The sequence below is a fragment of the Shewanella loihica PV-4 genome, from assembly GCF_000016065.1.
GTDB lineage: Bacteria > Pseudomonadota > Gammaproteobacteria > Enterobacterales > Shewanellaceae > Shewanella > Shewanella loihica.
Map to the genome: position 1 here is coordinate 3706357 of NC_009092.1, position 25776 is coordinate 3732132.

19 protein-coding genes are annotated in these 25776 nt (G+C 56.8%); 13 read left to right on the forward strand and 6 right to left on the reverse strand.

Annotated elements, in window-relative coordinates; translation table 11 throughout:
• Positions 1 to 341: 341 nt before the first annotated feature.
• Entirely contained in the window at positions 342 to 1055 is a 714-nt protein-coding gene (locus SHEW_RS16135; RefSeq protein ID WP_011866915.1) for a DUF3581 domain-containing protein, read from the reverse strand.
• Between the two features lie 579 nt (positions 1056 to 1634).
• Here SHEW_RS16135 and SHEW_RS16140 point away from each other — a divergent pair.
• The 3 genes from SHEW_RS16140 to SHEW_RS16150 all read left to right on the forward strand — a co-directional run bounded on the left by SHEW_RS16140 (position 1635) and on the right by SHEW_RS16150 (position 4441).
• Positions 1635 to 2804 carry a porin gene (locus SHEW_RS16140; RefSeq protein WP_041406713.1) on the forward strand — a complete coding sequence of 390 codons (1170 nt, stop codon included), beginning with the start codon at positions 1635 to 1637 and terminating at the stop codon, positions 2802 to 2804.
• 152 nt (positions 2805 to 2956) lie between these two features.
• Entirely contained in the window at positions 2957 to 3472 is a 516-nt protein-coding gene (locus SHEW_RS16145; protein WP_011866917.1) for an FMN-binding protein, read from the forward strand.
• A gap of 168 nt (positions 3473 to 3640) precedes the next feature.
• Positions 3641 to 4441, forward strand: a complete 801-nt coding sequence (locus SHEW_RS16150; protein WP_011866918.1) for a PepSY-associated TM helix domain-containing protein — start codon at positions 3641 to 3643, stop codon at positions 4439 to 4441.
• Between the two features lie 132 nt (positions 4442 to 4573).
• On the opposite strand, the gene mrcB is transcribed toward SHEW_RS16150, so the two are convergent.
• From mrcB to SHEW_RS16165, 3 genes are all read right to left on the reverse strand, one after another.
• Complete coding sequence (mrcB, locus tag SHEW_RS16155; protein WP_011866919.1) at positions 4574 to 6943, reverse strand: penicillin-binding protein 1B; 2370 nt, start codon at positions 6941 to 6943, stop codon at positions 4574 to 4576.
• A 27-nt stretch (positions 6944 to 6970) separates the two neighbouring features.
• Positions 6971 to 9502, reverse strand: coding sequence for an ATP-dependent helicase HrpB (gene hrpB / locus SHEW_RS16160; protein WP_011866920.1), 2532 nt, complete (start codon positions 9500 to 9502; stop codon positions 6971 to 6973).
• 93 nt (positions 9503 to 9595) lie between these two features.
• Positions 9596 to 11791 carry a putative bifunctional diguanylate cyclase/phosphodiesterase gene (locus SHEW_RS16165; RefSeq protein ID WP_011866921.1) on the reverse strand — a complete coding sequence of 732 codons (2196 nt, stop codon included), beginning with the start codon at positions 11789 to 11791 and terminating at the stop codon, positions 9596 to 9598.
• Between the two features lie 236 nt (positions 11792 to 12027).
• On the opposite strand from SHEW_RS16165, the gene thpR reads away from it, so the two are divergent.
• Entirely contained in the window at positions 12028 to 12558 is a 531-nt protein-coding gene (gene thpR, locus SHEW_RS16170; RefSeq protein ID WP_011866922.1) for an RNA 2',3'-cyclic phosphodiesterase, read from the forward strand.
• A gap of 41 nt (positions 12559 to 12599) precedes the next feature.
• On the opposite strand, the gene pepB is transcribed toward thpR, so the two are convergent.
• Positions 12600 to 13877, reverse strand: a complete 1278-nt coding sequence (gene pepB / locus SHEW_RS16175) for an aminopeptidase PepB (protein ID WP_011866923.1) — start codon at positions 13875 to 13877, stop codon at positions 12600 to 12602.
• A gap of 338 nt (positions 13878 to 14215) precedes the next feature.
• Here pepB and sfsA point away from each other — a divergent pair, with 338 nt between their 5' ends.
• The 7 genes from sfsA to panC all read left to right on the forward strand — a co-directional run bounded on the left by sfsA (position 14216) and on the right by panC (position 20300).
• Positions 14216 to 14920 (forward strand): DNA/RNA nuclease SfsA, encoded by a 705-nt coding sequence (gene sfsA, locus SHEW_RS16180; protein WP_011866924.1) that lies wholly within the window; start codon positions 14216 to 14218, stop codon positions 14918 to 14920.
• A 159-nt stretch (positions 14921 to 15079) separates the two neighbouring features.
• Entirely contained in the window at positions 15080 to 15523 is a 444-nt protein-coding gene (dksA, locus tag SHEW_RS16185) for an RNA polymerase-binding protein DksA (protein ID WP_011866925.1), read from the forward strand.
• A 128-nt stretch (positions 15524 to 15651) separates the two neighbouring features.
• Positions 15652 to 16533: a tRNA glutamyl-Q(34) synthetase GluQRS gene (gluQRS, locus tag SHEW_RS16190; RefSeq protein WP_041406715.1), complete on the forward strand. Its 882-nt coding sequence runs from the start codon at positions 15652 to 15654 to the stop codon at positions 16531 to 16533.
• Between the two features lie 81 nt (positions 16534 to 16614).
• The gene (gene pcnB / locus SHEW_RS16195) at positions 16615 to 18057 is read left to right on the forward strand and encodes a polynucleotide adenylyltransferase PcnB (protein WP_011866927.1); all 1443 of its coding nucleotides are present in this window, start codon (positions 16615 to 16617) and stop codon (positions 18055 to 18057) included.
• The gene (folK, locus tag SHEW_RS16200; protein WP_011866928.1) at positions 18057 to 18545 is read left to right on the forward strand and encodes a 2-amino-4-hydroxy-6-hydroxymethyldihydropteridine diphosphokinase; all 489 of its coding nucleotides are present in this window, start codon (positions 18057 to 18059) and stop codon (positions 18543 to 18545) included. The genes pcnB and folK overlap by 1 nt, the downstream gene beginning before the upstream one ends.
• A gap of 95 nt (positions 18546 to 18640) precedes the next feature.
• Positions 18641 to 19435, forward strand: a complete 795-nt coding sequence (gene panB, locus SHEW_RS16205; RefSeq protein ID WP_011866929.1) for a 3-methyl-2-oxobutanoate hydroxymethyltransferase — start codon at positions 18641 to 18643, stop codon at positions 19433 to 19435.
• 16 nt (positions 19436 to 19451) lie between these two features.
• On the forward strand, positions 19452 to 20300 hold the full coding sequence (gene panC, locus SHEW_RS16210) for a pantoate--beta-alanine ligase (protein WP_011866930.1): 849 nt from the start codon (positions 19452 to 19454) through the stop codon (positions 20298 to 20300).
• 128 nt (positions 20301 to 20428) lie between these two features.
• On the opposite strand, the gene SHEW_RS16215 is transcribed toward panC, so the two are convergent.
• Positions 20429 to 20650, reverse strand: coding sequence for a hypothetical protein (locus tag SHEW_RS16215; RefSeq protein ID WP_041406716.1), 222 nt, complete (start codon positions 20648 to 20650; stop codon positions 20429 to 20431).
• Between the two features lie 499 nt (positions 20651 to 21149).
• Between SHEW_RS16215 and SHEW_RS16220 the strand changes: the two genes are divergently transcribed.
• Both SHEW_RS16220 and SHEW_RS16225 read left to right on the forward strand, forming a co-directional pair.
• On the forward strand, positions 21150 to 22793 hold the full coding sequence (locus SHEW_RS16220) for an L-lactate permease (RefSeq protein WP_011866931.1): 1644 nt from the start codon (positions 21150 to 21152) through the stop codon (positions 22791 to 22793).
• Between the two features lie 67 nt (positions 22794 to 22860).
• Positions 22861 to 25665, forward strand: coding sequence for an FAD-binding and (Fe-S)-binding domain-containing protein (locus tag SHEW_RS16225; RefSeq protein WP_011866932.1), 2805 nt, complete (start codon positions 22861 to 22863; stop codon positions 25663 to 25665).
• Positions 25666 to 25776: the final 111 nt, after the last annotated feature.

The following is a 25776-nucleotide window of genomic DNA, read 5'->3' on the forward strand; positions in this document are numbered from 1 at the left end:
CAAAGCTATCGGCTTGGCAATCTGGCCCGGGACTTGGGTGGGATAGTCGTTTAAAAAGCGTGCGTAACGCCCGATTTCAGGCGGTTTTCACGGCAGGAATGAAGAAGACGGCAAGCATAAAGAGAACGAGTGATGTTCAGGATCCGCTCGTGGCGAATGCCAATGGCTAAATGCTTGGAACAGAAAATTGAGAGCTGGGAGCTGGGAACAGGAAATGGAGAACTGGGGCCACAATTCAGGCGTCGTGAGCAGAAATAGAAAGGGCCGACCAGCGTCGACCCTAACTTAGATTTTCAATTCAGTATTTCAATTCAGCATTTCTACTCTGCATTTAGCACAGATTAGTCGGCTTGCTGATAGCCGATGCGGCGCGCCTCGTAGCGAGCCACCATCTCATCCATGCTCTGGGCTTCCAGTGGACGCAGGCCGCTAAGCACCAGCGTCTTCTCGCCGGTACCCACTAGCTTATCGCCGCAGTGCAGCTCAAATTTCAGGGTCACGTCGCCGCGCTTACCGTCGATGGCCAGATTCTGCTCCACCAGGTTGAGGGCGATACTGTCAAAGTCTAAGGTATGGAGATCAAATGACATGCTCTCGTAGATCACCAGAGGACGGGCCGGGTTGATCATCATGCCGTGCTGCTTCATCAGCGGCACCAGCACATGGGTAAAGTTGAGCCCGGAGAAGGCCACATAGCTGCGCACGAAGGATTCTGTCTGCACCTCGCACAGGGTCGACTCGCCGCTGCGGCTCACGCTCAAGTATTGCTTATCCTTGTCATCCAGGATGGCGAAGCTGTCGCCTACCGCATCGGGAAACACCAGGTTGACGCCGCTACCGACCATGCCCTCGAAACGAAATGTCATCTTCTGGCTCAGCCCATATTGTCCCAGCACCAGGGCGAATAGCAGATCTCCGGGAACGCAGAACTTCTTGGCATCGACATCGTGGATGGGGTTAAAGTCCTGTGCGACACCCTTGGCGAATTCACTCGCCTGCTGGGCTGACACAGAGACTAGTTGCTGTGCTTTATTAAAATAAGGACTTAGAAACATATCGGCTCGTCAATCAGGGTTATGTTAAAGATGAGATAAAACATTCGTTATAAATTTAAGGAGGCACAGTCTATAGCAAAACCCGCGAAACACATCTCCGATGACTTGAAGAGCCCCAGGTTTTGCTACGAAGCTAGGCCAAAAGATCCGCTATTTCCCTGCTGCAGCGCTCCTATCCCTCTGACTCACACTGGCTTTTGCCCATCCACTCACTCCCCCAAACTGTGCCTCAAGCTGTACCTCAAACCATACCTCCAGCTGTGCCTCAAACCAGAGGCAAGACTGCTTGTCTATCCAAAAAAATCCACTAAAGCTGCAAAAAAGATAAATTTTTTAAAATTAACAATGTCAGTCAATGTCAAGGTAATAAACCCAGAGAAAATCACACCAAGCCATTGTTATAAAACACTTTTAAGTGGCAACCGCTCTGCACAGCTTGGGTGCAAACCCCTTTACCTTGACTTTACATTTGTTGATCTTAATCAAAAAACTTAATGATAATAGTTTGCATTACGATACCTAGTTGATAGAATCGCCAGCAATTAAATAACCCTGACAAAACAACTGGGAAGAGAAATGATGAAGAAAACGCTAATTGCCGCAGCACTGGTCAGCGCATTCGCTAGCCAAGCCGCTATCGCCTCTGATGAGACTCAAGAACTGCGTAAAGTGATCGAACAGCAACAGAAAGTGCTGAAAGATCTTGAGAAGCGTCTGGAGCAAACTGAGCAGCGTGTAGAGAAGACAGCCGACGCCGTTGAAGAGAGCAGCTCAGCCAAGAGCGCGACAACTATCGGTGGTTACGGTGAACTTCACTACAACAACATCACTGACAACAAATCAGGTAAAGACAAGAAAGAGTTCGACTTCCACCGCTTCGTGCTGTTCTTCGGCCACGAGTTCACCGAAAAGACACGTTTCTTCTCTGAGCTGGAAGTTGAGCACTCTATCTCTGGCGAAGGCCAAAACGGTGAAGTCGAGCTAGAGCAGGCTTACATCGAACACGATTTCAACGACATGCTGACTGCTAAGGCGGGTCTGTTCCTGATGCCAGTGGGTATCATCAACGAAACTCACGAGCCACCAGCATTCTACGGCGTTGAGCGTAACCCAGTTGAGAAAAACATCCTGCCTGCCACTTGGTGGGAAGCGGGTGCCAACCTGAACATCAAGGCAGCCCCAGGCCTGGCCTTCGACGCAGCGGTCACCTCTGGCCTGAACGTTGGCGACGACTACAAGATCCGTGGCGGTCGTCAGAAGGTTTCTGAAGCGAAAGCCGAAGATCTGGCTTACACGGCACGCGTTAAATACACCGCCGTTCCAGGTCTAGAGCTGGCTGCAACTGTGCAGTACCAATCTGACCTGACTCAAGGCCGTGGCGATGTCGATACCGCTTCTGCGACCCTGATGACAGCACACGCTATCTACACCATCGAAAACTTCACCATCAAGGCACTATACGCTCAGTGGGATATCGACGGTAAAGAAGCCGAAGCACTTGGCCGTGACAAGCAGAAAGGTTACTACATCGAGCCTTCATACCGCTTCAACGAAAGCTTCGGTGTGTTCGCACGTTACAATGCCTACGACAACGAAGCCGGTAACGGTGTTGACTCAGAGATCACCCAGACTAACGTCGGTGTGAACTACTGGTTGCATGAAAACGTTGTCTTCAAAGCCGACTACGAAAAAGTTGGCGGCGCGAAAGATGCCGACGGTTTCAACCTAGGCGTTGGCTACCAGTTCTAAGCCAATAGCCCATATCGCAGTGCTCAACGCTCCCTTTGAGCACTGCCTATGGCTAAGGTACTTCCCGAGGTGCCTTAGCCATAGTAAAAGGAATCAGTAAAAACAACGGATTATCCCACAGGCCTCATCCACTCTTGCTACCGGGTCAATCGATGAAAGCTCTCTCTGTTAAGCTCCTACTTGCCTCACTCTTCACCGCCTTCTGCGTGCAGGCCGCCAGCATCTATCAAAGTAACGAAGACTTTATCAGCCAAGCCTTTGCCGCCCCTATGCCCAAGGCCAAGGTCTACTGGCTAGAGGATAACGACAAGCAGGCGATCGAGGAGATCCTTGCCCACAAATTCAATAAGATGCGCCTGCGCTACTGGCAACAACAAGGCGAGACCGTCTGGATCCTCGAAGAGATAGGCAAAGAATCCCCCATCACGGTCGGCATACATGTCAAAGACAAGGCCATAGCGCAGACCAAGGTACTGGTCTATCGTGAGAGCCGCGGCGACGAGGTGCGTCACAAATTCTTCACCGACCAGTTTAAGCAGGCCAGGCTCACCGAAGATCACCAGCTGGATCGCAAGATAGACGGCATCACAGGCGCCACCCTGTCGGTGCGTGCCCTCACCAAGCTGTCACGCATCGCCCTCTACCTGGACGACAAGGTCAATCATTAAGCCCCCATCGAGCTGCTTAGTTGGTGTTATCCCTATGGCTGTTATATGATGGCCAGCGAGCAGGCGAGCCCTGCTCTTTTCGTATCCAACAGGCTGTCAGCGCCGGGCATCCATGAGTCTGCTTGCGGCCGCGCGCCAGATAAATAGTCAGAATAAAGAACGCCATAGATGACCAATAAGCCCCGCCATCCCCATCGTAAACCCCTGTGGCAGAAACTCGCCAAGATCTTCCGTCCCTGGCACAGACGCCTAGGGATCGCCAGCGCACTCCTGGTGGTCATGGTTGCCGTCAGCGGCGTCTTGATCAACCACAGCAACGACTTCAAGCTAGATACCGCCCACGTGCATCAGGGCTGGCTGCTGGATCACTATGGCATCAAGGCCCCTGGCCAGGTCGCCATCTATGCCAGCGAGCCGCTACTGGCCACCAGCGATAACCTGCTCTGGCTAAAGGACAAGCCGGTCCTGGAGGCTCAGGGGCCGCTGCTTGGCGCCCTCGCCTATGGCGAGCACTATGTGGCTATCGACGCCCAGCACCTCTACCTACTAGACCGAGATGGCGCCCTGCTGGAGCAGCAGAGCCGCGCCACCGGCCTGCCCCAAGACCTGCGCGCCCTGGCGCTGTTACACACGGGCGACGCTGGGCAGCTCTGGCTAAATACGGCGTCCGGCAGTTATCTTAGCGATAGCGATCTCATCGAGTGGCAAGAAGCGAAGCCTCTGGTGGCGCTTGACTGGCAGACCCCGCTTGCGGACGCCAGCAGTGAGGCGATTAGTAAAGAATTGTCACTCAAGGCACGCGCCATGCACCTCAGTTGGGAGCGCGTGCTGCTGGACCTGCACAGCGGCCGTATCGTCGGCCTGCCCGGCTCGCTGATGATGGATCTGGTGGCGCTATGCCTCATCTTCATGGCGATCTCCGGCCTCTATCTGTGGCAGCAGGCCAAGCCCCGCAAGCGCAAGGCATAAAGCAACACAAGGTATAAGGCAGTAGATAGAATAAGACGGCGGCTAACGCCAGTCCTTTAAAAGCCGCATCTTAACAATAAAAAAGCTCACCTAAGGTGAGCTTTTTTATTGAGGCGCTATGGCTAGGCGGCCTTAACCGCCCATCAACTTCTGCCACCAGGAGAGGGGCTCGCCGCAGTTCTTGGCCGGGCGATAGCTCTCAGCCAGGGCTGGCACCGCCACCACATTGCCGCAGTTGCCCTGTTTGGCGACACCCGTCTTGGCATCGAAATAGCCAGACACCACGCCATTGACCGGCGTGCGTCTCAGGCTGATAGGCGCGCGCTGCTTGAGGAAGGCCTGGTAGACGGCCATGGCGCCGCTGCTGCCATAGAGGCTGGTCTTGCCGTTATCGTCCAGCCCCACCCAGACGGCGGCCACGTTACGCTCGTCGAACCCGGCAAACCAGGAGTCGCGGGAATCGTTACTGGTGCCCGTCTTACCCGCCAGGGTTACCCCAGGGAAGGCCTGGCCCAGCTTAGTTGCCGTGCCCGACTGCACCACCTGAGTCATGGCGTGTTGCACCAGAAAATCGCTGGCAACAGAGATCGCCTGATCCGCGCCGCGTTGACTGGCCGATAGAGGCTGATTGTCGGCATCCAGCACATGGGTCACCGCATTTAGCTGACGGTAGCGGCCATTATCTGCCAGAGTCTGGTACACCTGCGCCACCATCAGCGGCGAGCCATTGACGGCCCCCAGCAACATGGACGGATACTCTGGGATGGTCTCGTCCCAGCCCGACTTGGCCAGGGTGGTCGCCACCGCGTCTGTACCTATCGCCATGCCGAGGTTCACCGTCGGCACGTTCATCGACTTCTTGAAGGCGGTCATCAGCGGCACCTCGCCGGAGAACTGCTTGTTGACGTTCTGTGGCGACCAGGTCTTGCCCTGGGAGTTGGTAAGGGTGATCGGCTCATCCTTCAGCGGCGTCGCCAAGGTGTACTTGTCACCGTGGGTCAGCGCCGTAGCATAGACAAAGGGCTTGATAAGCGAACCGATAGGACGACGGATCTCCACCGCGCGGTTAAAGCCCTGATAGCTTGGCACCTTGTCGCCCACCATGGCGGCGATACCCGCCGAGTACTTGTCGGTCACCACCATGCCCACCTGCAACGCCTTGTCACGCTGCTCCAGGTTTTTCATGGTCGAGCGCACCGCCTGCTCCGCCGCCTCCTGGGCCAGGGGATCTAAGGTGGTGTAGACCTTGATGCCCGACTGCTGGAGCAGGCTATCACCGAATCGACGCGACAGCTCACCGCGCACCACGGCGAAGAAGGCTGGCAGTTTCTGATGCACAGGCTTGCTCGCCTTACGCACCCCAAGGGGGGATTCGACCGCCGCCTTGTATTGTGCCACCGGCAGCTGGCCCGACTCCATCAAGAGGCGCAGCACCAGATCCCGTCGCTCCTGAGCCCGCTCGGGGAAACGCCAAGGGTTGTAGTAGGAAGGCCCCTTTATCGCCGCCACCAGGAAGGCCTGCTGCGGCAGAGTCAGCTCGGCGATCGGTCGGCCGAAATAGAACTGAGACGCCAGCCCCATGCCGTGCACGGCGCGGGACTTGTCCTGGCCCATGTAGACCTCGTTGAGGTAGGCCTCGAGGATCTCATCCTTGTCGTAGCGAAAATCAATAATGATCGCCATCAGGGCTTCCCTGAGCTTACGTATGATAGAGCGCTCGCTGGAGAGGAAGAAGTTTTTCGCCAGCTGCTGAGTCAGGGTCGAGCCGCCTTGTACCGTGCGTCCGGCGCTGATGTTGACCATGGCGGCGCGTATGATGGCAAAGGGATTGACGCCATGATGTTCATAGAAGCTCCTGTCTTCCACCAGGATCAGCGCATCGACGATCGCCTTGGGTATCTTGTCTGTGGCCACGAACAGCCTGTCTTCACCATCGCCGGTGATCATGCGATCCAGCAGCACGGGCTCGAGGTGGAACACCGCCAGCTCGCGATGGTCACTGCTGCGGGCCACCGAGGCAACCCCTTGGCTGTCGAAGCTGATCATCATCCGCTGGGCTTCCTGAGATCCCTGAGGATGGAGGAAGGGGCGGCGCCAGAGATCCACCTTGGTCTTGGAGGCGGAAAACTCGCCCACCTGACGGGGATTGGCCACCTTGCGATAACCCAGCAGCTTAAGCTCGGCGATCAGCTGATCGTGGCTCACGGCCGCGCCGGGATAGAGGGCCATGGAGCGGCTAAATACCTGCGCCGGCAGATGCCACTTCTGCCCCTCAAACTTGCGGGCGATGATCTGATCCAGGTAGATGCTATAGATGGTCATGGCGGCAAACAGGATAAGACCGAGCTTCCAGCTCAAAGACCAGATCCTACGGCCCCAACCCGGCCTCGCTGTCGCGGTACTCTTGCTCGCCGACTTACGCTTAGACGATTGGCTATTGCCCGCCTTACTATTAGTCGACTTGCGCGGTCTGCGTGGTGTTGGCGTCTCTTTATTCGTCATCGTGTTTCCAGTCAAACAGCTAAGGGGCTAGAGCCCCTTAGCTGACATCTTTTTCTTGGTTAATTTGGTCGGCAAGGTGTTGGCGGGATCGTCCGGCCACAGATGCTTAGGGTAGCGTCCCTTCATCTCTTTCTTCACCTCGACATAGGGGCCGGCCCAGAAGTTGGCCAGATCGGCAGTCAGCGCCAGCGGTCGCATCGCCGGCGACAGCAGCTCCATGGTCACCACAAGTTGCCCCTGGGCCAGCCTGGGGCTCTCGGCCATGCCCAGCGCCTCCTGCAAACGCACACTCAGCAGCGCCCGCCCCGACATCTCATATCGTATCGCCGCCCGAGTGCCCGTCTTCATGGGCCAATGGCTCGGCAGCGCCTCGTTTAATATCTGTTGTTGTCCCCACTCCATCTGGTTGTGGAGCAAGGTATAGAAATCCAGTCCCTTGAGCTGGTTCAGGCGGCGCACCCCGTCAAGATAGGGGCCAAGCCACTCAGGCAGCGTCGCGAGCAAGGCCTGATCACTCAGATCCGGCCAATCGCCTGCAAGAGCGAGCTTACTCGCCAGGGCAACGCGCAGGCGAAGCTGTTCCACCTTATCATCAAATCCCAGCAGGGAGAGCCCCTTGGTGCGGATAAGCTGATAGATGGCCTGCTTGATCGTCTCTTCATCAAGGGTCGCCAGCGGGCGCTCACCCAATATGATAGCGCCGATGCGCCGCTGAGTTAACCCGTAAAAACGCGCCTTCTCCTCATCCCATCCGGTCTCAACAACTGACTTCACCTGACTGGCCAGCGGTCCGTCAAACAGCGCGGCATCCAGCTTGGCCGCCAGCAGAATACGGCCGCTGCTCTGGCCTTCACTCTCCTGAAAATCGGCGACCACCAGCCAAGGTTCGCCCTGCAGGGCATCGTCATCATTGAGGGCAACACCTGCGCCGCAGGCAAGCTGATACCCCTTGGCGCCCCGGGCCTTGGCGATGCGATCGGGAAAGGCTAGCGCCAGCAGGGTTGCGATATCCTGGTCGCGACTCTCGCCGATGGCCTTGGCTATCTGATTGCCTCGAGCAGCATTCATCCTGGCCAGATATTGCTGCGCCAGCTTGGCAACTTCGCCGCCTCTGGCATCATTCAGATAACGGCTGATATCGGCGCCGCGTCTCGCCAGAGCGCGCGATTCCAGTAGCGCCGCCAGCACGGCGGCAAGGGGCAGGTAATAGGGAGCATCAATGCCGTCCAGCTCTTTGGCGGCCAGCAGCATGTGGGCCAGACGCGGATGACAGCCAAGCCGATAGGCGGCGCGGCCATGGGCCGTTATGCGTCTGTCGCTGTCCACCAGCGCCAAGGCTTGCAGCAGATCCGAGGCTACCGTCTCGTTAGCCTCGGAGGGGGGCGAGATCAACGGCAGCGCATCGAGGGTATTCACGCCCCAAAAAGCGGCATCCAGAACTGCGTTGGTTAAGTCCCCATGGAGGATCTCAGGTTCATCGGCCTTGAGCAGGCGCTCATGCTCCTGCTGCGGCCAGAGGCGGATACAGTGTCCCTCACTCAGACGACCGGCGCGGCCGCTACGCTGAGCCGCCGACGACTGGCTGATCCGTTTGAGCGACAAGCGACTCACCGCCGTCTTAGGATTGAAGCTGGCCTGACGCTTGTAGCCGGCATCCACCACCAGGCGGATATCTTGGATGGTCAGACTCGACTCGGCCACATTGGTAGAGAGCACCAGCTTACGCATCCCAGGCGGTGGCGGCGCGATGGCGCTGTCTTGCTGGCTCGGCGGCAGGGCGCCATAGAGAGGAGTAATTAAAAACTGTTTAGGGTCGAGCCGCTCGCTTAATAGCATCTGCAGTCTTGCAATCTCTCGCTGGCCTGGCAAGAAGGCCAGCAATGAGCCCTCTTGATGCTCGGCCACCGCCTCGACGATCACCTTGGCCATGTGCAGCAACCAATCCTGATGGGCAGGGCTTGGACGATAGCTCAGGCTCACGGGAAAACTGCGCCCCTCACTCACCAGGCTGGCCGCATCTGGCATCAGGGCCTGTAACGGCAGGCCGTCCAGGGTCGCCGACATGGCAAGGATCTTAAGATCCTCACGAAACGAGGCCTGCACCTCCAGCGCCAATGCCAGACCCAGATCTGTGGTGAGGTGGCGCTCATGGATCTCATCGAAGATGATCAGGCCATAGCCGCTAAGCTCAGGGTCCTGCTGGATCATCCGAGTTAATACGCCTTCGGTCACCACCTCGAGGCGGGTTTTGGCGCTCACGCTCGACTCGCCGCGCACCCGAAAACCTACCGACTGACCCACGGGTTCACCCCGCCTGGCCGCAATAAAGTGCGCCACGCTGCGCGCCGCAATGCGTCTGGGCTCCAGCATCAAGATCTTCCCCTCAATCTCAGGCCAGTCGAGCATGGCCAGGGGCAGCGCGGTCGACTTACCTGCGCCGGTCGGCGCCTGCAAGATCAGCTGGGCATTATCCGCCAGCGTCCGCTGGATCTCGGGCAAGAGTGTCTGGATAGGGACTTGGTTAAATTCTTGAGTAGCTACTTGGTTCAAAGGGCGCATTCAATCGGCAAAAACTGGCGACAGTTTACTAAAGATGGCGGCAAAGCTAAACAGACGAGTCCCCGCTGGGGGCTCGTCCCAGGTTAATATCTCTTAACCTTCCAGCACCCGATACCAGTGCAGGCCTTCACCCGAGGTCAGTGAAGTGAGCGACTCGGGACGCGCGATGCCGTAGCCCTGGCCAAACTCGACGCCCAGTTTCTGCAGATGTTTTGCCACCTCGACCGACTCGACAAACTCGGCCACTATCTCGAACGCCATGTCGCGGCCCAGCTGGCAGATGGCGGCGACGATCGCCTGATCGGCGCGATCCTCGCACAGGTGTTGGATAAACTGACCATCGATCTTCACATAATCCACGTCCAGCAGCTTAAGGTAGGCAAAGCTTGAGAAGCCAGAGCCGAAATCATCCAGCGCCAGCTTACAGCCCAGAGGCTTCACAGTGTTGATCAGCCCGGTGGCATGATCCAGCTGACTCACCGCCGCCGTCTCGGTGATCTCGAAGCAGAGCTTACTCACCAGTTCGGGCTCGCCCAGCAGGCGCATCTCCAGCCAGTTGATAAACTCGCTGTCGCTGATGGAGAGCGCCGACAGGTTCACCGACACCATGGAGAGAGATTGCCATAGCGCTAGGTTTTCACTGCCCCAGCGCAGCAGCTTGTCGATCACCCAGCGATCCAGCTTGGCCGCTAGGTTAAAGCGCTCGGCGGCGGGCAGGAAGATCCCCGGCGGAATCAGCTCGCCCTCGGTGGAGCGCATGCGCAGCAAGATCTCCAGATGCAAGCCGTCGTCACTAGCGTACAACGGCTCTATGGGCTGATAGAAGAGCTCGAACCTGTCGTTGGCCAGGGCGCCGACGATATCCACCGAGGCGCTCATCTCGGTATTGAGCTTCTCCACCACAGGATCCTGGGTGCTATAGAAGTACCAGGCGTTACCGCCCTTCTCCTTGGCGAGACGACAGGCGGCGCTGGCGCGGCGCAAGAGATCAGAGACAGAGTCGACCTCGCTCTCGCAGCGGGCCAGCCCCATGGAGACGCTCACGCTATGGCTACGCCCCTCCCAGCTAAATTCGTGGTTGGCCATCGCCTGACAGATACGCTCGGCCACCTGCTCGGCGATCTGCACATCGATATTGGGCATTAGTATGCCAAACTCGTCACCACTGAGGCGGGCGATCACATCCTCCTTGCGCACCAGCTGACTCAGGCGGGCGGCGAGCTGACACAAGAGTTGATCGCCGGCCCTGTGGCCGCTGACATTATTAACCACCTGGAATCTGTCCAGGTTGATGAACCCCACAAAGGTAGAGCGCTCGCACTGGCAGGGGTTGGCCAGGTCATACAGGGCCTCGAAATAGGCGCGATTGGGCAGCCCGGTGAGCGGGTCGAAATTGAGCGAAACACTGTGCGCCTCACTCTCCTGAACCGGCTCGCCCACAGGCTCCACCAGCATGAGGATGGGGCCGTCTTCACCGGACAGGCAGAGGAAGGTCACCTTGGCCTGGGCATCATCGGGGGCGTATTTCAGCGGTACCTCACAACTGGACTGCTCCAGCACCTGGTCTCGCACCAGCGCCATGGTGTCCAGCAGGTGTTTCTGCTCTCGCTTGGGTACCAAGGTCTCCACCTTCTGTAGCGTCTCCACATGCAGACTCTCGGCGGCGCTCTGGTTGTAACGTATCACCCTGTCATCCACGCCGATATGCACGCAGGGGATGGGCAGGCGATAGAGATGCTCGATACAGACCAGCTCGTTACTCTTGGCATTTAAGCGCTGGCGCGCCGCCTCCTGCGCCAGGCCCAGCAGGCTGCCGGCCAGCAGCAGGTTAAGACGAATCGCCTCTAGCCAAACACCGTCACAGTCGTAGCGATAGGCGCCGAAGATATAGTGCCTCTCTCCGCCCACGGGCAACAGCAGGACGCTGCGGATCTTGGCCTGATTCAGACGCAGGCGGCTGTCCTCGTCGTCGATAACGGAAGCGACATCTTCGACGATGGCAGGTTCACGCAGTGAGGTATAGGAGTGTAGATGACGGTTGTTAGCCACCCGGCTGAGCAGCATCTCGGCGTCGCGCTTGCTGAAGATAGAGGCATCGGACTGGTACATGGCTTCGATCTGCACCGGCAGACGGCCCTTGCCAATACGTAACAGAAACAGGCCATCACACTGATTGCTGGCGGCAAGTTGCTGCAGGATAAGTTGCAGCTCCTCTTCCAGATCGTGTTCGCATAAAAAAGCGAGCGTCTGCTCGAGCGATTGGGATCCCTGTTGCGTATCGGATGACATATACTATCTAGTCCTTAGATTGGCTAATCTGATACAAACACTGATTATAGTCAGAAATCATAGGATTACCCTATGGATTAAGTTGTAAAAGCTAGCTGAGAGTGACTATAGGTTATATTTCACTTTTTCGACGACATTAGCGAAATAAGTCGCTTTAAAATCAAGCCTGTAGAAAGCTTAACTCGTTGCATTTTTGTAACACACTTTAACCTTTTTCGGCAACCAGGGGATAGCCAATGAAACGACTCTTTCTCGCCATCGCCCCCGATGCGGCGCAGCTGGAGCAACTGACCCAGTTACAGGCGAGCTTAGACGGTGAGGGACGCCTTGTCCCCAGAGACAATCTGCACATGACGCTGGCCTTTCTCGGCCAGTGCAGCGAGGCCCAGCAGGAGGCGCTGAGCGAGTCCCTCGCCCGGCTCGCCCATCAACGCCGTCTGCCGACATTTGAGGTGACGCTCAACACTCTGGAGCATTGGGTTAAACCCAAGATCCTCTGCCTCAAGGGCGCGGCGCGGGATCCCGGGCTTATCAGCCTGTTCAATCAATGCCAACGTCTGGCCCAGCAGCTCGGGTTACACACCAGCGAGCACAGCTTCACGCCCCACATCACCCTGATGCGTAAGGCCAAGATGCTGCCCGAACTCAAGGCGCCCAGCCTCTCCCTCAGCGGCCATGCCCTGCATCTGTATCACTCTCAGAGTAGCGAGCAGGGGGTGCTGTATAAGGTATTGGCTTCCTGGCCGCTCACGGCCCCAAAAGCATAAAAAAACGCGCCAATTGGCGCGTTTTTCTCATTCACTACAGCTTAGTCCTGCAGCAGCTCGGCGATGGTCAACACGCCATGTGCAGTTGCCCCGGCGGCCCACAGGCCGTTAGCCGTATCGGCGAAGGCCGAGGCGAGATCCATATGCAACCACTGGGTGTCGTCAGACACGAAACGCCAGAGGAAACCGGCGGCATTTGAGGCGCCGCCCGCGCCGCCGCCTTTAACAGGACGGCTGTTGGCGGTATCGGCATAGGCAGATGGGCACATCTCTTTGTGCCAAGGCTCAAGTGGCAGCGGCCATACCTGCTCAGCTACGGAGGATGCCTTCTCCTGAGTGCGGCTGATCAGCTCACGGCTCGGCGAGAAGATGGCGTTGTAGGAGGTGCCTACCGCCATCACGGCGGCACCGGTCAGGGTCGCGGCATCGATCACCAGAGGCGCACCGGTTTCACAGGCGGCCTGCAGACCATCGGCCAGCACCAAACGTCCCTCGGCATCGGTATTAACCACCTCGACCGAGACACCATTCTTATAGGTGAGGATATCCCCCAGCTTGTAGGCGCGGCCGCTGATCAGGTTCTCGGCGCAGCAGAGGAACAGCTTGATACGCTTGTTCAGGCCAGACTTGATCGCCAGACCCAGAGCCGCGGTCACGGTCGCCGCGCCGCCCATGTCGCACTTCATCCCCAGCATGCCTTCGGAAGCCTTGATGCTGTAACCACCCGAATCGAAGGTGATCCCTTTACCAACCAAGGCCGCCGACACAGGAGCGTCTTCGCCCAGCGGGTTATAGTCCAGCTCCAGCAACGCAGGTGGACGCTCGCTGCCACGACCGACAGAGTGAATGCCGATCCACTTCTCTTCCAGCAGGGCTTCCCCTTCTATGATGCGGTAGCTCACCTTGTCGCCGCCTACTTTCGTCAACCACTGGGCCGCCTGGTTAGCCAGGGTCACTGGGGCGAGGTTTTCAGGAGTCTCGTTGATCAACTGTCTGGCGAAGGCCGCGCTGTCGCGTCTGTCGTCCAGCACCTTCTTGACGGCATCGTCGCCGGTCCAGGCGATCTTGCCGATCTGCTTGGCGGTAGCGAACCCCTGGGCGAAGGCCCACTGAGTGTGAAGATCCCAAAGCGCGCCCTCGAGCGCCACTTCGTTGATCCCCTGACCACGTAGCTTACGCCCCGCCTGCTGTACCTGGCGTAGCTGATCCCCCGCCTGCAGATGGATATTGGCCTGGCCCGCCGTAAAGGTCACATCTGCGCTGCCCCAATGGGCCGCAGGGGCGTCCTCGGTCAGATAAATCTTCATCACGTCGCTCATAATTGTTCCTTGTCAGTACAGAGAGTGGCGAGGCCTTAGGGCCCGCCTAATAATGCAGCCAAGTATAACGCCAATCCCCCTGCTTTATCTAACCCCCTCACGCTTATCCCTAAGGAAGGGGCATGGCAGGAGAAGGTTACAGGAACGACTTCAGGTCGCCGCGACAGCCCACCACCTAATAGGGTAGAATCTTTTCGCTCTAGATGGGCTCTCAAGCAGGTGACTCAAGATAGCCGCTCAGGGTGTGATCGCAGGCTCTGCCGCTAAAACCTAAGGCCCAATAACCTTGAGACGCAAAACCCTCGCATCAATATAAGTAGAACAACAAGGTCGACAAGATGATTTTTATCCCCCCATTCGAACAGGGAAAGTTACTCAGACGCTACAAGCGCTTCCTCGCCGACGTACTGCTAGATGACGGCACTGAGATCACCATCCACTGCCCTAACACGGGCTCGATGCGCAACTGCCTGTTTCCCGGCGAGCGGGTCTGGTTCTCTACCTCAGATAATCCCAAGCGCAAGTATGCCCACACCTGGGAACAGGCGGCCTCAGATGAGGGCCACATCATAGGGATCAACACTGGAAGGGCCAACGCCCTGGCGGCCGAGGCGATTGAGGCTGGGGTGATAAGCGAGCTGACCGGCTACGACCGCCTGCGCCGGGAGGTCAAATATGGCAGCGAGAACAGCCGTATCGATCTGCTGCTCGAGAGCGAGGATAAACCTGCCTGCTATATAGAAGTCAAAAGTTGTACCTTATTAGAGCAGGGCCAGGGATACTTCCCCGATGCGGTGACTACACGAGGCCAGAAACACCTGCGCGAACTGATGGAGATGGTCAAGCAGGGACACAGGGCCGTGCTTTTATTTGTGGTGCAACATACTGGGATAACCACTGTGGCAGCGGCCCGCCATATCGACCCAGAGTACGCCGAACTGCTGACTCAGGCACACCAGGCCGGGGTGGAAATTCTCGCCTACAGCTGCGAACTCTCCCCAAGCGCCGCCAAGCTGATTAAATCCTGCCCTGTCAAGTTGTAAATAGACGGTAAAAGTTGAATTAATGCGTAATAGAGGACATAGTCAAAAGATAAACTCATGGCAGCTTAAAAAATTTGCGTGGTATATCAGATTCTGATATAGATATCGGCCTTTAATAAAAGACGCCCTACAACGCAAATGATTAACAGGAGATGCGTTATGCCTGAAGGCACTAAAAAACTTGGCGTGCTCGCTATCGCAGGTGTAGATCCTTACCAGGAAAAACCGGGTGAGGAATATATGAATACCGCTCAACTGGGTCACTTCAAAAAGATTCTCGATGCTTGGCGTAGTCAGCTCCGTGAAGAAGTGGATCGCACCCTGAATCATATGCAAGATGAAGCGGCTAACTTCCCAGACCCTGTCGACCGTGCGGCTCAGGAAGAGGAGTTCAGTCTTGAACTACGCGCCCGTGACAGAGAGCGTAAGCTAATCAAGAAGATTGAAAAAACATTGCAGAAGATCGAAGACGACGATTTCGGTTTCTGTGATTCATGCGGTATCGAAATCGGTATCCGCCGTCTCGAAGCCCGTCCAACGGCCGACCTGTGTATCGACTGTAAGACGCTCGCCGAGATCAAAGAGAAACAGATGGCCGGTTAAGCTGGCGAGAAGCGGGGCTTAGCCCCGCTTTTTTGTATCCAGTCGCCCCGATGAGCGACATAGAAAGTGTGAACAAAGGTTTTGCCGTGATCCCCCAAGCAGACCCCTCCCTCTCCCCCGATAACCCAATGCAAATCGACAAGCCCTATGTCGGCCGTTTCGCGCCCTCGCCCTCCGGTCCACTGCACTTTGGCTCGCTCATCGCCGCGCTGGGCAGCTATCTGCGTGCCCGCGCCGAGCAGGGACAATGGCTGGTGCGCATCGAAGATATCGATCCCCCCAGAGAGGTAAAAGGTGCCAGCGACCTCATCCTCAAGACCCTGGAGGCCTACGGCCTGCATTGGGATGGCGCCGTGCTCTACCAAAGCAGCCGCCTGGATGACTATCAGGCTAGGCTTAACAGCCTGCTGGCAGAGGACAAGGCTTACTACTGCCAATGTACCCGCAAGCAGATCCAGGCGATGGGCGGCACCTACGATGGCCGCTGCGCGATCCGCACAGCTAAACATACAGCAGGCGCTATCCGCATCCGTAACACGCTTGCGATAGATCATTTCGATGATGAGCTGCTGGGCCCTATCCGGGTCGAGCCAGAGTTTGCCGCCGAGGACTTTATTATCAAGCGCCGCGACGGCCTCTACGCTTATCAACTGGCCGTGGTGATGGACGATGCCTTTCAGGGGATAACTGAGGTAGTGCGCGGCGCCGACCTGCTCACCTCCAGCGCCCGCCAGGCGACCCTGTTTAATTTATTCGATGACAACGCGCCTAAGTGGCTTCATCTGCCGCTGGCCTGCGCCGAGCCTGGGATGAAACTCTCGAAGCAGAATCACGCCCCGGCCATAGATCTTAAGGCGCCCCAGGCCAGCATCAACGCCGCGCTCGCCTTCCTGGGCCAGGCCCCCTGCGATATCGATAGTGTCAAGACCATGCTGGCCCAGGCCGTGAGCCAGTTCGAATTGAGCCGTATCCCGCGCCAGCAGGAGATCATACTTGCGCCGGGCGCTTAAGCACCGTAAAAGCATAAACCTAACCGCCGTCACGAAACCCGGCCAGACGAGCAGAGTCCGGGTATACTCTTTGACCCATAATTGAGTTATGATAGCGGCCTAATTTTAACCCTGACTCAAGATCCAAGTTCGAGGTGTCCTATTTTTCGCCGTATTAGTCAATTCTGTAAGCAGCTTTTTGAAGACAATCAAAACACCACAGAAACCACACCAGCGGGACTAAGCCTAGAGATAGTTGCACGTAAACATCATGCAATCTCTCGCCAGCACATTAGCGAAAACGCTATTAAGGTACTCTATCGTCTGCACAAATCTGGCTTTAAGGCCTATTTGGTGGGCGGCGGCGTGCGCGACATCCTCCTAGGACTCGAGCCCAAGGATTTCGACGTGGTCACCAATGCCACGCCGGAAGAGATCAAAAAGCTATTTCGTAACTGCCGCCTGGTAGGGCGCAGATTCCGTCTGGCCCATATCGTCTTCGGCCGCGACGTCATCGAAGTCGCCACCCTGAGGGGACACCATGTAGACAGCGGCGAGAAGATCTCTAAAGTCAACGCCGAGGGGCGCCTGCTGCGCGACAACGTCTACGGCACCATAGATGAAGACGCCGAGCGCCGCGACTTTACCGTCAACGCCCTCTACTACGACATCAGCGACTTTTCCATCCACAGCTATGGTGGCGGCCTGCAGGATCTCGAGTCTCGCACCCTGCGTCTGATCGGCGACCCGCAGAAACGCTACCGCGAAGATCCCGTGCGCATGCTGCGCGCCGTGCGCTTCGCCACTAAGCTGGGGATGAGCATAGACAAGGCCGCGGCGCAGCCGATCTCCGAGCTGGCCCCCCTGCTAAAAGATATTCCAGCCGCCCGTATGTATGAAGAGGTGCTTAAGCTCTTCTTCGCCGGTCAGGCCCAGAACAACTACGTCATGATGCGCGACTTTGGCCTGTTCGCCCCTCTCTTTCCCCTGGTGGATAACCTGCTGGAGGAAGATCCTAAGGGACCGAGCCACAAGATGGTCAAGGCGATCATGCGCAACACTGACGAGCGGGTTGAACAAGATAAGTCGGTCACTCCGGCCTTCTTCTACGCCGCCATGCTCTGGTACCCCCTCAGTCAGCGTGCCGATGATATCGCCCTGGAGAGTGGCCTGAGCCAATATGACGCCTTCTACGCCGCCATGGGTGATGTGATGGAGCAGCAATGCCGCACCATCAGTATTCCCCGTCGCTTCAGCACCCCGGCCAAGGATATCTGGCAACTGCAACTAAGGTTCGAACGCAACCAGGGCACACGTGCCTTCAAGTTCATCGAACATCCTAAGTTCCGCGCCGCCTATGATCTGCTGCTGCTGAGGGCCGAAGCCGAGGGTGGTAACCTGGCCAAGACGGCCGCCTGGTGGAAGAGCTTCGTCGAAGGTAGCGAAGAGCAGCGCAGCGTCATCGCCCGCAGCACCAACAAGGGTAGCCGCAGCCGCAACAATCGCCGTCGTCGCAGCCCGAAGAAGACACCTAAAGCCGAATAATGAACACCGTCTATGTCGCACTGGGGGCCAATCTCGCGTCCCCTAAAGCCCAACTGGATCAGGCCTGTCAGGCACTGAAGGCCTTGGCAAGCGACGGACAACTAAGCGTCTCCCCCTATTACCAAAGCGCCCCCATGGGTGATGTGCCGCAGCCCGACTACCTCAATGCCGTGGCTCGCTTTACCACCACCATCGCCCCACTGGCGCTGCTTGATGCCCTACAGGCGATCGAGAACGAACAGGGTCGGGTGCGTGAGGTACGCTGGGGCGCCAGAACCTTAGATCTGGACCTGCTCCTCTATGGCGACTGGCAACTGGATATCCCGCGTCTTCAGGTGCCGCACTACGGCATGAAGACCCGCAGCTTCGTGTTGCTGCCCCTATTGGATCTGGCCCCAGATCTCATTCTCCCCTGCGGCACCAAGCTGACTTCACTGATCACCGAGGAACTTAAGAGACAAGTTCAACAACTCGGCCCGGATCATTGAACTTAAGCCCCAGTTAGCTTATAAAGCACACTACTGCTAAAGCTCACTACAGCCCAAGCAGAACTCTTTTTTAAATCAAAGTTAAGACCAGCATTATGTCTAAGATAACCAGCTCTACCCTGCTGAAATTCAAGCAGGAAGGTAAGAAGTTCACTGCACTCACCGCCTATGATGCCAGCTTTGCGGGCGCCTTCGACAGCGAAGGGATCGACGTCCTACTGGTGGGCGACTCGTTAGGCATGGTATTGCAGGGACACGACGACACCCTGCCGGTCACAGTCGAAGATATCGTCTACCACACCCGTTGTGTGCGTCGTGGCATCAAGCGTTCACTGCTGATCGCCGACATGCCCTTCATGAGCTACGCCACACCAGAGCAGGCGATGACCAATGCCACCGCCCTGATGCAGGCTGGCGCCAACATGGTGAAACTCGAAGGCGGTCACTGGCTGCTGGAAACCGTCACTAAGCTGACCGAGCGCGGCATTCCCGTATGTGCCCACCTGGGACTCACCCCGCAATCTGTGCATGTCTTCGGCGGCTTCAAGGTACAGGGCCGTGACGCCGACAACGCCCAGCGCATCATAGATGAAGCCAAGGCGATCGAGGCGGCCGGTGCCCAGCTATTGGTGCTCGAGTGTATCCCGGCCGCGCTGGCCAAAAGCATCACAGAGGCCCTCACCATTCCCGTTATCGGCATTGGCGCAGGCGCCGACACCGACGGTCAGATCCTGGTGATGCACGACGTGCTGGGGATCTCCAGCGGTTACATCCCACGCTTCTCGAAGAACTATCTGGCCCAAACCGGCGAGATCCGCAGCGCCATTCGCGCCTATATCGAAGAGGTCGACACTGGCGTCTTCCCCGCCGCCGAGCATACATTTAGCTAAGAAAGGTTGCTGTAACATGTACACCACCCAAGATATCGCCGCGATCCGCACCCAGGTGCGTCAGTGGAAACGAGCCGGCGAGACAGTGGCATTCGTGCCCACCATGGGCAATCTACACCAGGGGCATATCACCCTGGTCACCGAGGCGCTTAAACGCGCCGATCACGTGGTGGTCTCCATCTTCGTAAACCCTATGCAGTTTGGACAGAACGAAGATCTGGATGCCTACCCCCGCACCCTGGCCGCCGATCAGGCCGCCCTCGAGGCCGCCGGTGCCGAGCTGTTGTTTACCCCGACACCGGCCATCATCTATCCCAAGGGGATGGATAAGCAGACCTTTGTCGAGGTGCCTGGCCTGTCTGAAGAGCTCTGCGGCGCCAGCCGTCCTGGGCACTTTCGCGGCGTCGCCACCATAGTCTGCAAGCTGTTCAATATCGTACAGCCGGATGTGGCTCTGTTCGGCAAGAAAGATTTTCAGCAGCTGATGGTGATCAAGGCCATGGTGGAAGATCTGTCTCTGCCTATCGAGATCGTCGGTGTCGATACCATACGTGAGAGCTCTGGCCTAGCCATGAGTTCACGCAATGGCTACCTGAGCGAGGCGCAGAAGCAACAGGCCGCTCAGCTTAAGCGCACCCTGGATGAGATGGCCGAGGCAATCGCCAAGGGTCAAGCAATCCCTAATGTAGTGCGGCACGCTCAGGAACAGTTGCACCAGGCTGGGTTTAAGCCAGATTATCTGTCGGTGCGTAACGCCGCCGATCTGCGTGAAGCCCAGGACAGCGATAAACAGCTGGTGATCCTGGCCGCCGCCTTTATGGGCAGCACCCGCCTGATCGATAACCTGAGTTTCGAACGCGCTTAAGCCCTGCACGTCCGAATTTAGGACGTCATTAAGCCTAGAAGGCTCTTAAACTTGGCGCATCTTTAACCTCTAATTTCGCTTCTCTGGCCCAATGCCTGGGAAGCGATTTTTCATTTTAGGCTCACTTTTTACTCAATTCTTTCTCCCAAAACTGCCCCAAAACAACTCAAAATGAGGTCAGCTTGATCATCTAAGTCCTTGGTCATGCACCAATTCTGATCGGCCAATCGGTCGAAAATGCCGCGAGTTTCAGAAATAAAATTACTTATTTGAGCGAAAGCCAATAAAGTGACCTGGATCCAGATCACCTGCATTTCATTTACATGCATTTCAAACGAATTGGCATCCATTCTGGCTAACTTACTGAAATTAATTGGTAATACCTATTTACCAAAAATAGCGAGCTCCTACAGGCGCTCAACAAGGTGATCTGGATCACCAAGGGCAATTTTCCATCGCTAACTGATTAGATTCTAAACTGAAATTATCCGATCAGATATTTCCACTTTTGAGACCTAATTAGAGTAATTACTCTTAGTAAAATCCCATTTCTAGCTAAAAATCGTCATATTTCTTTCAAATAGTTATAACGGCCCGCTCCGACCAGTGATAGAGATCACACTTTAGGTTTAACTGGTCAGACAAAGTTCACACCCATCTAACCCCATCTCACATAATCAGCACATAATGATCTAGATCATATTTGCATTTGGTGAATTAGCGTTTATTACGCATCAAGGATGAAACGATTCCATTTGGGAATAGCTTCCGACAACACAGGATGCTGCATCGGACGAGTCAGCATCGACAACAACTAAAATAACCAAGTAACGACAGTAAGAGGCAATCATGACCCTACTTCAACTACTCGCCAGTTTGACGCCTGTAATCAGCGTTATGCTATTTTTGGTGCTACTCAAGATGCCCGCATCTCGCGCCATGCCCATCTCTATGGTAATGACAGGTCTTGCCGCCGTCTTTATCTGGCAGATGGATACCACCATCTTAGGTGCCTCTGTGGTCGAAGGCCTACTCTCGGCCCTGACTCCACTGAGCATCATCTTCGGCGCCGTGTTCCTGCTGAACACCCTGAAGTATTCGGGTGCCATGGACACCATCCGCGCCGGCTTTACCAACATCAGTGGTGATGCCCGCGTGCAGGTGATCATCATCTGTTGGTTATTTGGTTCATTTATCGAAGGCTCTGCCGGTTTCGGTACCCCAGCCGCCATCGGCGCGCCGCTGCTGGTACTGCTAGGTGTGCCGCCTGTGGCTGCCGCAGTGGTTGCCCTGATCGCCGACTCTACCAGCGTCTCCTTCGGCGCCATCGGTCTGCCAGTTCTGTTCGGTATGGAGCAGGGTCTGATGCAAGGCGGTGTAAGTATGGCTGCCGACCAGATCGCCCAGCACGGCACCAGCTTCGCCGACTATGCCCAGTTTATCGCCCTGCACATGATCACTATCGATCTGGTGACAGGTACCCTGATCCCGCTGGTTCTCGTCTCTGTACTCACCGGCTTCTTCGGCCGCAACAAGTCGTTCAAAGAGGGTCTGGCGATCTGGAAATTTGCCCTGTTCGCCGGCTTAGCCTTTACCGTACCAGCCTGGCTTATCAACTACTTCGCCGGTCCAGAGTTCCCATCGGTTATCGGCTCTCTGGTTGGTATGGCGCTAGTGATTCCTGTGGCACGCAAAGGCTTGCTACTGCCTAAGACTCCTTGGAACGATTTCGCCGAAAACGACAACCAGACTCAGGCTAAGGTAGAGACCAAGGCGCAGTTCTCTCAGGTTGCCGCCTGGACCCCTTACATCATCATGGCTGGCCTGCTGGTACTGTCTCGCACCGTGGCGCCACTCAAGGCCTGGCTCACCAGCTTCAACATCAGCTGGACTAATCTGCTGGGCACTGAGCTGAAAGCCGGTTTCGCGACCCTGTACGCGCCTGGCGCCTTCTTCGTGCTGGTTTGTATCCTGGGCTTCGTGCTGTTTAAGATGAAATCGCCAGCGATCAAGGAGTCGATCACCGTCTCTTGCAAGTCTATGCTGCCGACCATCATCTCCCTGGGCGCCTCTGTGCCTATGGTGAAGATCTTCCTTAACTCTGGCACCAACGAGGCGGGCCTGCAGTCTATGCCGGTTGCCTTGGCCGACATGCTGGCTGGCTCTATGGGCGCCATCTGGGCCTGGATGTCACCGATTGTGGGTATCTTCGGTGCCTTCCTATCGGGCTCAGCCACCTTCTCTAACATGATGTTCTCTGGCCTGCAGTACAGCGTGGCCGACAACATCGGCATGAACCACGCGTTAGTCCTAGCCCTACAAGGCATTGGTGCCAACGCAGGTAACATGATGTGTGTCATGAACGTGGTCGCCGCCGCTACCGTGGTGGGTATGGCTGGCCGTGAATCAGAAATTATCCGTAAAACCATGCCCGTCGCTCTGGGTTATGCCTTGATTGCAGGTACTATCGCTACCCTTTGGGGCGGTCTATAACAGATAACTCGAGAAAGGCGGACGTGATGAACCCGCCTTTCTGTGGGTCGAATTAAAGAGTAATGTTATGTCGATTAATTATTCAGCAGTAGTCGCAGATTTACGCGCCAAACTCGGTGATGAAGCCGTCTCAGACGATGCAGTGCGTCGTTTCGCCTGGTCCACCGACGCCAGTTATTTCCGTATCGTGCCAGAGGTGGTGGTACACGCCGAGACTCTGGAAGATGCCCGTGACACACTCGAAGTCGCGCGCCAGCACAATGCTCCAGTGACCTTCCGCGCCGCCGGCACCAGTCTCTCAGGCCAGGCCATCGGCGAAGGTATCTTGTTGATCCTAGGTCACGACGGCTTCAGAAAGATCGCCGTCAGCGAGGATCACAACCAGATCTCACTCGGCGCGGCCGTTATCGGTGGCGACGCCAACCTGGCGCTTAAGCCATTCAACAAGAAGATTGGCCCGGATCCGGCCACCCTGGCCTCGGCCATGGTAGGCGGTATCGTCTCTAACAATGCCTCGGGCATGTGCTGTGGCACGGCCCAGAACAGCTACCAGACCATAGCCTCGGCCAAGCTACTCTTCGCCGACGGTACCCGTCTGGACACAGGCTGTGAGCGCTCAAAAGAAGCGTTTCGCGAGTCTCACCAGCAGCTGCTTAGCGAACTGACCGATCTCGCCAAGCTCACCGCCAGCAACCCGGTACTGGCCGATCGCATTCGCAAGAAATACTCCATCAAGAACACCACAGGCTACAGCATTAACGCCCTGGTGGACTTCGAGGATCCGTTCGAGCTGATCAACCACCTGATCGTCGGCGCCGAGGGCACCCTGGCCTTCGTCGAAGAGGTCACCTACAACACGGTCGATGAGGCCAAGTTCAAGGCCTCGGCCATGGCGGTATTCTTCAACATGGAAGATGCGGCCCGCGCCATTCCGCCAATCAAATGCGACAGCGTCGCGGCCGCCGAGCTGCTGGACTGGGCGTCGATCAAGGCGGTCACTGGCAAGAAGGGGATGCCAGACTGGCTGAGCGAGCTGCCAGAAGGCGCCGCCATCCTGCTTATCGAATCCCGAGCCAACGACGAGGCGACCCTGGATGCCTACACCCAGGATGTGATCGCCAAGCTGGCCCATATCGAAACCGAGCGTCCTATCAGCTTCAGCCGTGACCCCGAGGTCTACAGCAAGTACTGGGCGATGCGCTCTGGCCTCTTCCCTATCATAGGCGGCGAGCGTCCGAAGGGCACCTCGGTGATCATCGAAGACGTGGCCTTCGAGCTGGAACACCTGGCCAATGCAGCCACAGATTTGACCGCCCTGTTCCACAAGCATGGCTACCCTGAAGGGGTGATCTACGGCCATGCGCTGGCGGGTAACTTCCACTTCATCATCACGCCGACCTTTGCCTCACAGGAAGATATCGATCGCTTCCACGGCTTCATGCAAGACGTGGCCGAGATGGTGATCAACAAGTATGACGGCTCCATGAAAGCCGAGCACGGCACAGGCCGCGCGGTAGCACCATTCGTCGAGATGGAATGGGGCGCCGATGCCTACACCCTGATGAAGCGCATCAAGCAGATCTTCGATCCCCAAGGCCTGCTAAACCCTGGGGTGATCCTCAACGACGACGCCAACGTGCACGTCAAGAACATCAAGCCATGCCCTGTGGTCGACGACTTTGTGGACAGATGTATCGAGTGTGGCTTCTGTGAGAAGACCTGTCCGACCTCGGCGCTTAACTTCACTCCGCGTCAGCGTATCGCCACTCTGCGTGAAATCGCCCGCCTGGAGGCCTCTGGCGACAAACAGGCCGCCGAAGAGATGCGCGCCGCCGCCAAGTATGACGTGGTCGACACCTGCGCCGCCTGTCAGCTCTGTACCATCGCCTGTCCGGTAGACAACAGCATGGGTCAGCTGGTGCGTAAGCTGAGAACCCCATACATCACCACGACCGAACAGAAGGTGCTGGACTTCCAGGCCAAACACTTCGGCGCCGTCAACCAGGTGATCAGCACAGGTTTCGACGTGCTCAGCATCATCCACAAGGTCACAGGCGACAGCGTCACCAACGGCCTGATGAAGGTGGGCCGAATGGTGTCCAAAGAGGTGCCTTACTGGAACCCAGATTTCGCCAAGGGCGGCAAGCTGCCTAAGCCAAGCCCAGCCTCGCCAGACAAGGAGACTGTGGTCTACTTCCCGGCCTGTGGTGGTCGCACCTTCGGCCCGACCCCGAAAGATCCCGACAACCGCACCCTGCCAGAAGTCGTAGTCACCCTGCTGGAGCGCGCCGGTTACAACGTGGTCACCCCAGACAACACCCGTCACCTGTGCTGCGGCCAGATGTGGGAATCTAAGGGTGACTTCAAGAACGCCGACGCCAAGCGTGACGAGCTGATCGATGCCCTGAGCGCCCTGAGTGACAACGGCAAGGTGCCTGTGGTGGTGGATGCACTCTCCTGTACCTACCGTACCCTGACAGGCAACCCTAAGGTGGAAATTACCGATCTGGTCGAGTTCATGCATGACAAGATCTTGCCTAAGCTGACCTTTACCAAGAAGGTCAACGTGGCACTGCACCTTGGCTGTAGCGCCCGCAAGATGAAGCTTGAGCCTAAGATGCAGGCCCTGGCCGATGCCTGTAGTAACGGCGTTAAGCTGCCAGAGGGGATCGAGTGTTGTGGTTACGCCGGCGAGAAGGGCTTGTACAAGCCTGAGATCAACGCCAGCGCCCTGCGCAACATCAAGAAGCTGATCCCGGTCGATATCAAGGAGGGCTACTACGCCAACCGCATGTGTGAAGTGGGTCTGACCCAGCACAGCGGCATCTCCTATCGCCACCTGGCCTATCTGCTGGAAGAATGCAGCCGCTAGGCAACCGATTTAAGGTTTAGATAACCCCACCCAAGCAAACTCCGCGGTGTGACATCAGCTCACATCGCGGTTTTTTATCTCTGCCCTCCCCGCATTCGAGTACAAATCACC

What these genes read in the sequence shown, in the direction of transcription:
- SHEW_RS16135 (WP_011866915.1), bottom strand. Translation starts at nt 1,055, where the DNA reads ATGTTTCTAAGTCCTTATTTTAATAAAGCACAGCAACTAGTCTCTGTG.
- mrcB (WP_011866919.1), bottom strand. Translation starts at nt 6,943, where the DNA reads ATGACGAATAAAGAGACGCCAACACCACGCAGACCGCGCAAGTCGACT.
- thpR (WP_011866922.1), top strand. Translation starts at nt 12,028, where the DNA reads ATGAAACGACTCTTTCTCGCCATCGCCCCCGATGCGGCGCAGCTGGAG.
- SHEW_RS16215 (WP_041406716.1), bottom strand. Translation starts at nt 20,650, where the DNA reads ATGGATGCCAATTCGTTTGAAATGCATGTAAATGAAATGCAGGTGATC.
- sfsA (WP_011866924.1), top strand. Translation starts at nt 14,216, where the DNA reads ATGATTTTTATCCCCCCATTCGAACAGGGAAAGTTACTCAGACGCTAC.
- hrpB (WP_011866920.1), bottom strand. Translation starts at nt 9,502, where the DNA reads ATGCGCCCTTTGAACCAAGTAGCTACTCAAGAATTTAACCAAGTCCCT.
- pepB (WP_011866923.1), bottom strand. Translation starts at nt 13,877, where the DNA reads ATGAGCGACGTGATGAAGATTTATCTGACCGAGGACGCCCCTGCGGCC.
- panC (WP_011866930.1), top strand. Translation starts at nt 19,452, where the DNA reads ATGTACACCACCCAAGATATCGCCGCGATCCGCACCCAGGTGCGTCAG.
- SHEW_RS16165 (WP_011866921.1), bottom strand. Translation starts at nt 11,791, where the DNA reads ATGTCATCCGATACGCAACAGGGATCCCAATCGCTCGAGCAGACGCTC.
- dksA (WP_011866925.1), top strand. Translation starts at nt 15,080, where the DNA reads ATGCCTGAAGGCACTAAAAAACTTGGCGTGCTCGCTATCGCAGGTGTA.
- SHEW_RS16150 (WP_011866918.1), top strand. Translation starts at nt 3,641, where the DNA reads ATGACCAATAAGCCCCGCCATCCCCATCGTAAACCCCTGTGGCAGAAA.
- folK (WP_011866928.1), top strand. Translation starts at nt 18,057, where the DNA reads ATGAACACCGTCTATGTCGCACTGGGGGCCAATCTCGCGTCCCCTAAA.
- gluQRS (WP_041406715.1), top strand. Translation starts at nt 15,652, where the DNA reads ATGCAAATCGACAAGCCCTATGTCGGCCGTTTCGCGCCCTCGCCCTCC.
- SHEW_RS16145 (WP_011866917.1), top strand. Translation starts at nt 2,957, where the DNA reads ATGAAAGCTCTCTCTGTTAAGCTCCTACTTGCCTCACTCTTCACCGCC.
- SHEW_RS16140 (WP_041406713.1), top strand. Translation starts at nt 1,635, where the DNA reads ATGAAGAAAACGCTAATTGCCGCAGCACTGGTCAGCGCATTCGCTAGC.
- SHEW_RS16225 (WP_011866932.1), top strand. Translation starts at nt 22,861, where the DNA reads ATGTCGATTAATTATTCAGCAGTAGTCGCAGATTTACGCGCCAAACTC.
- panB (WP_011866929.1), top strand. Translation starts at nt 18,641, where the DNA reads ATGTCTAAGATAACCAGCTCTACCCTGCTGAAATTCAAGCAGGAAGGT.
- SHEW_RS16220 (WP_011866931.1), top strand. Translation starts at nt 21,150, where the DNA reads ATGACCCTACTTCAACTACTCGCCAGTTTGACGCCTGTAATCAGCGTT.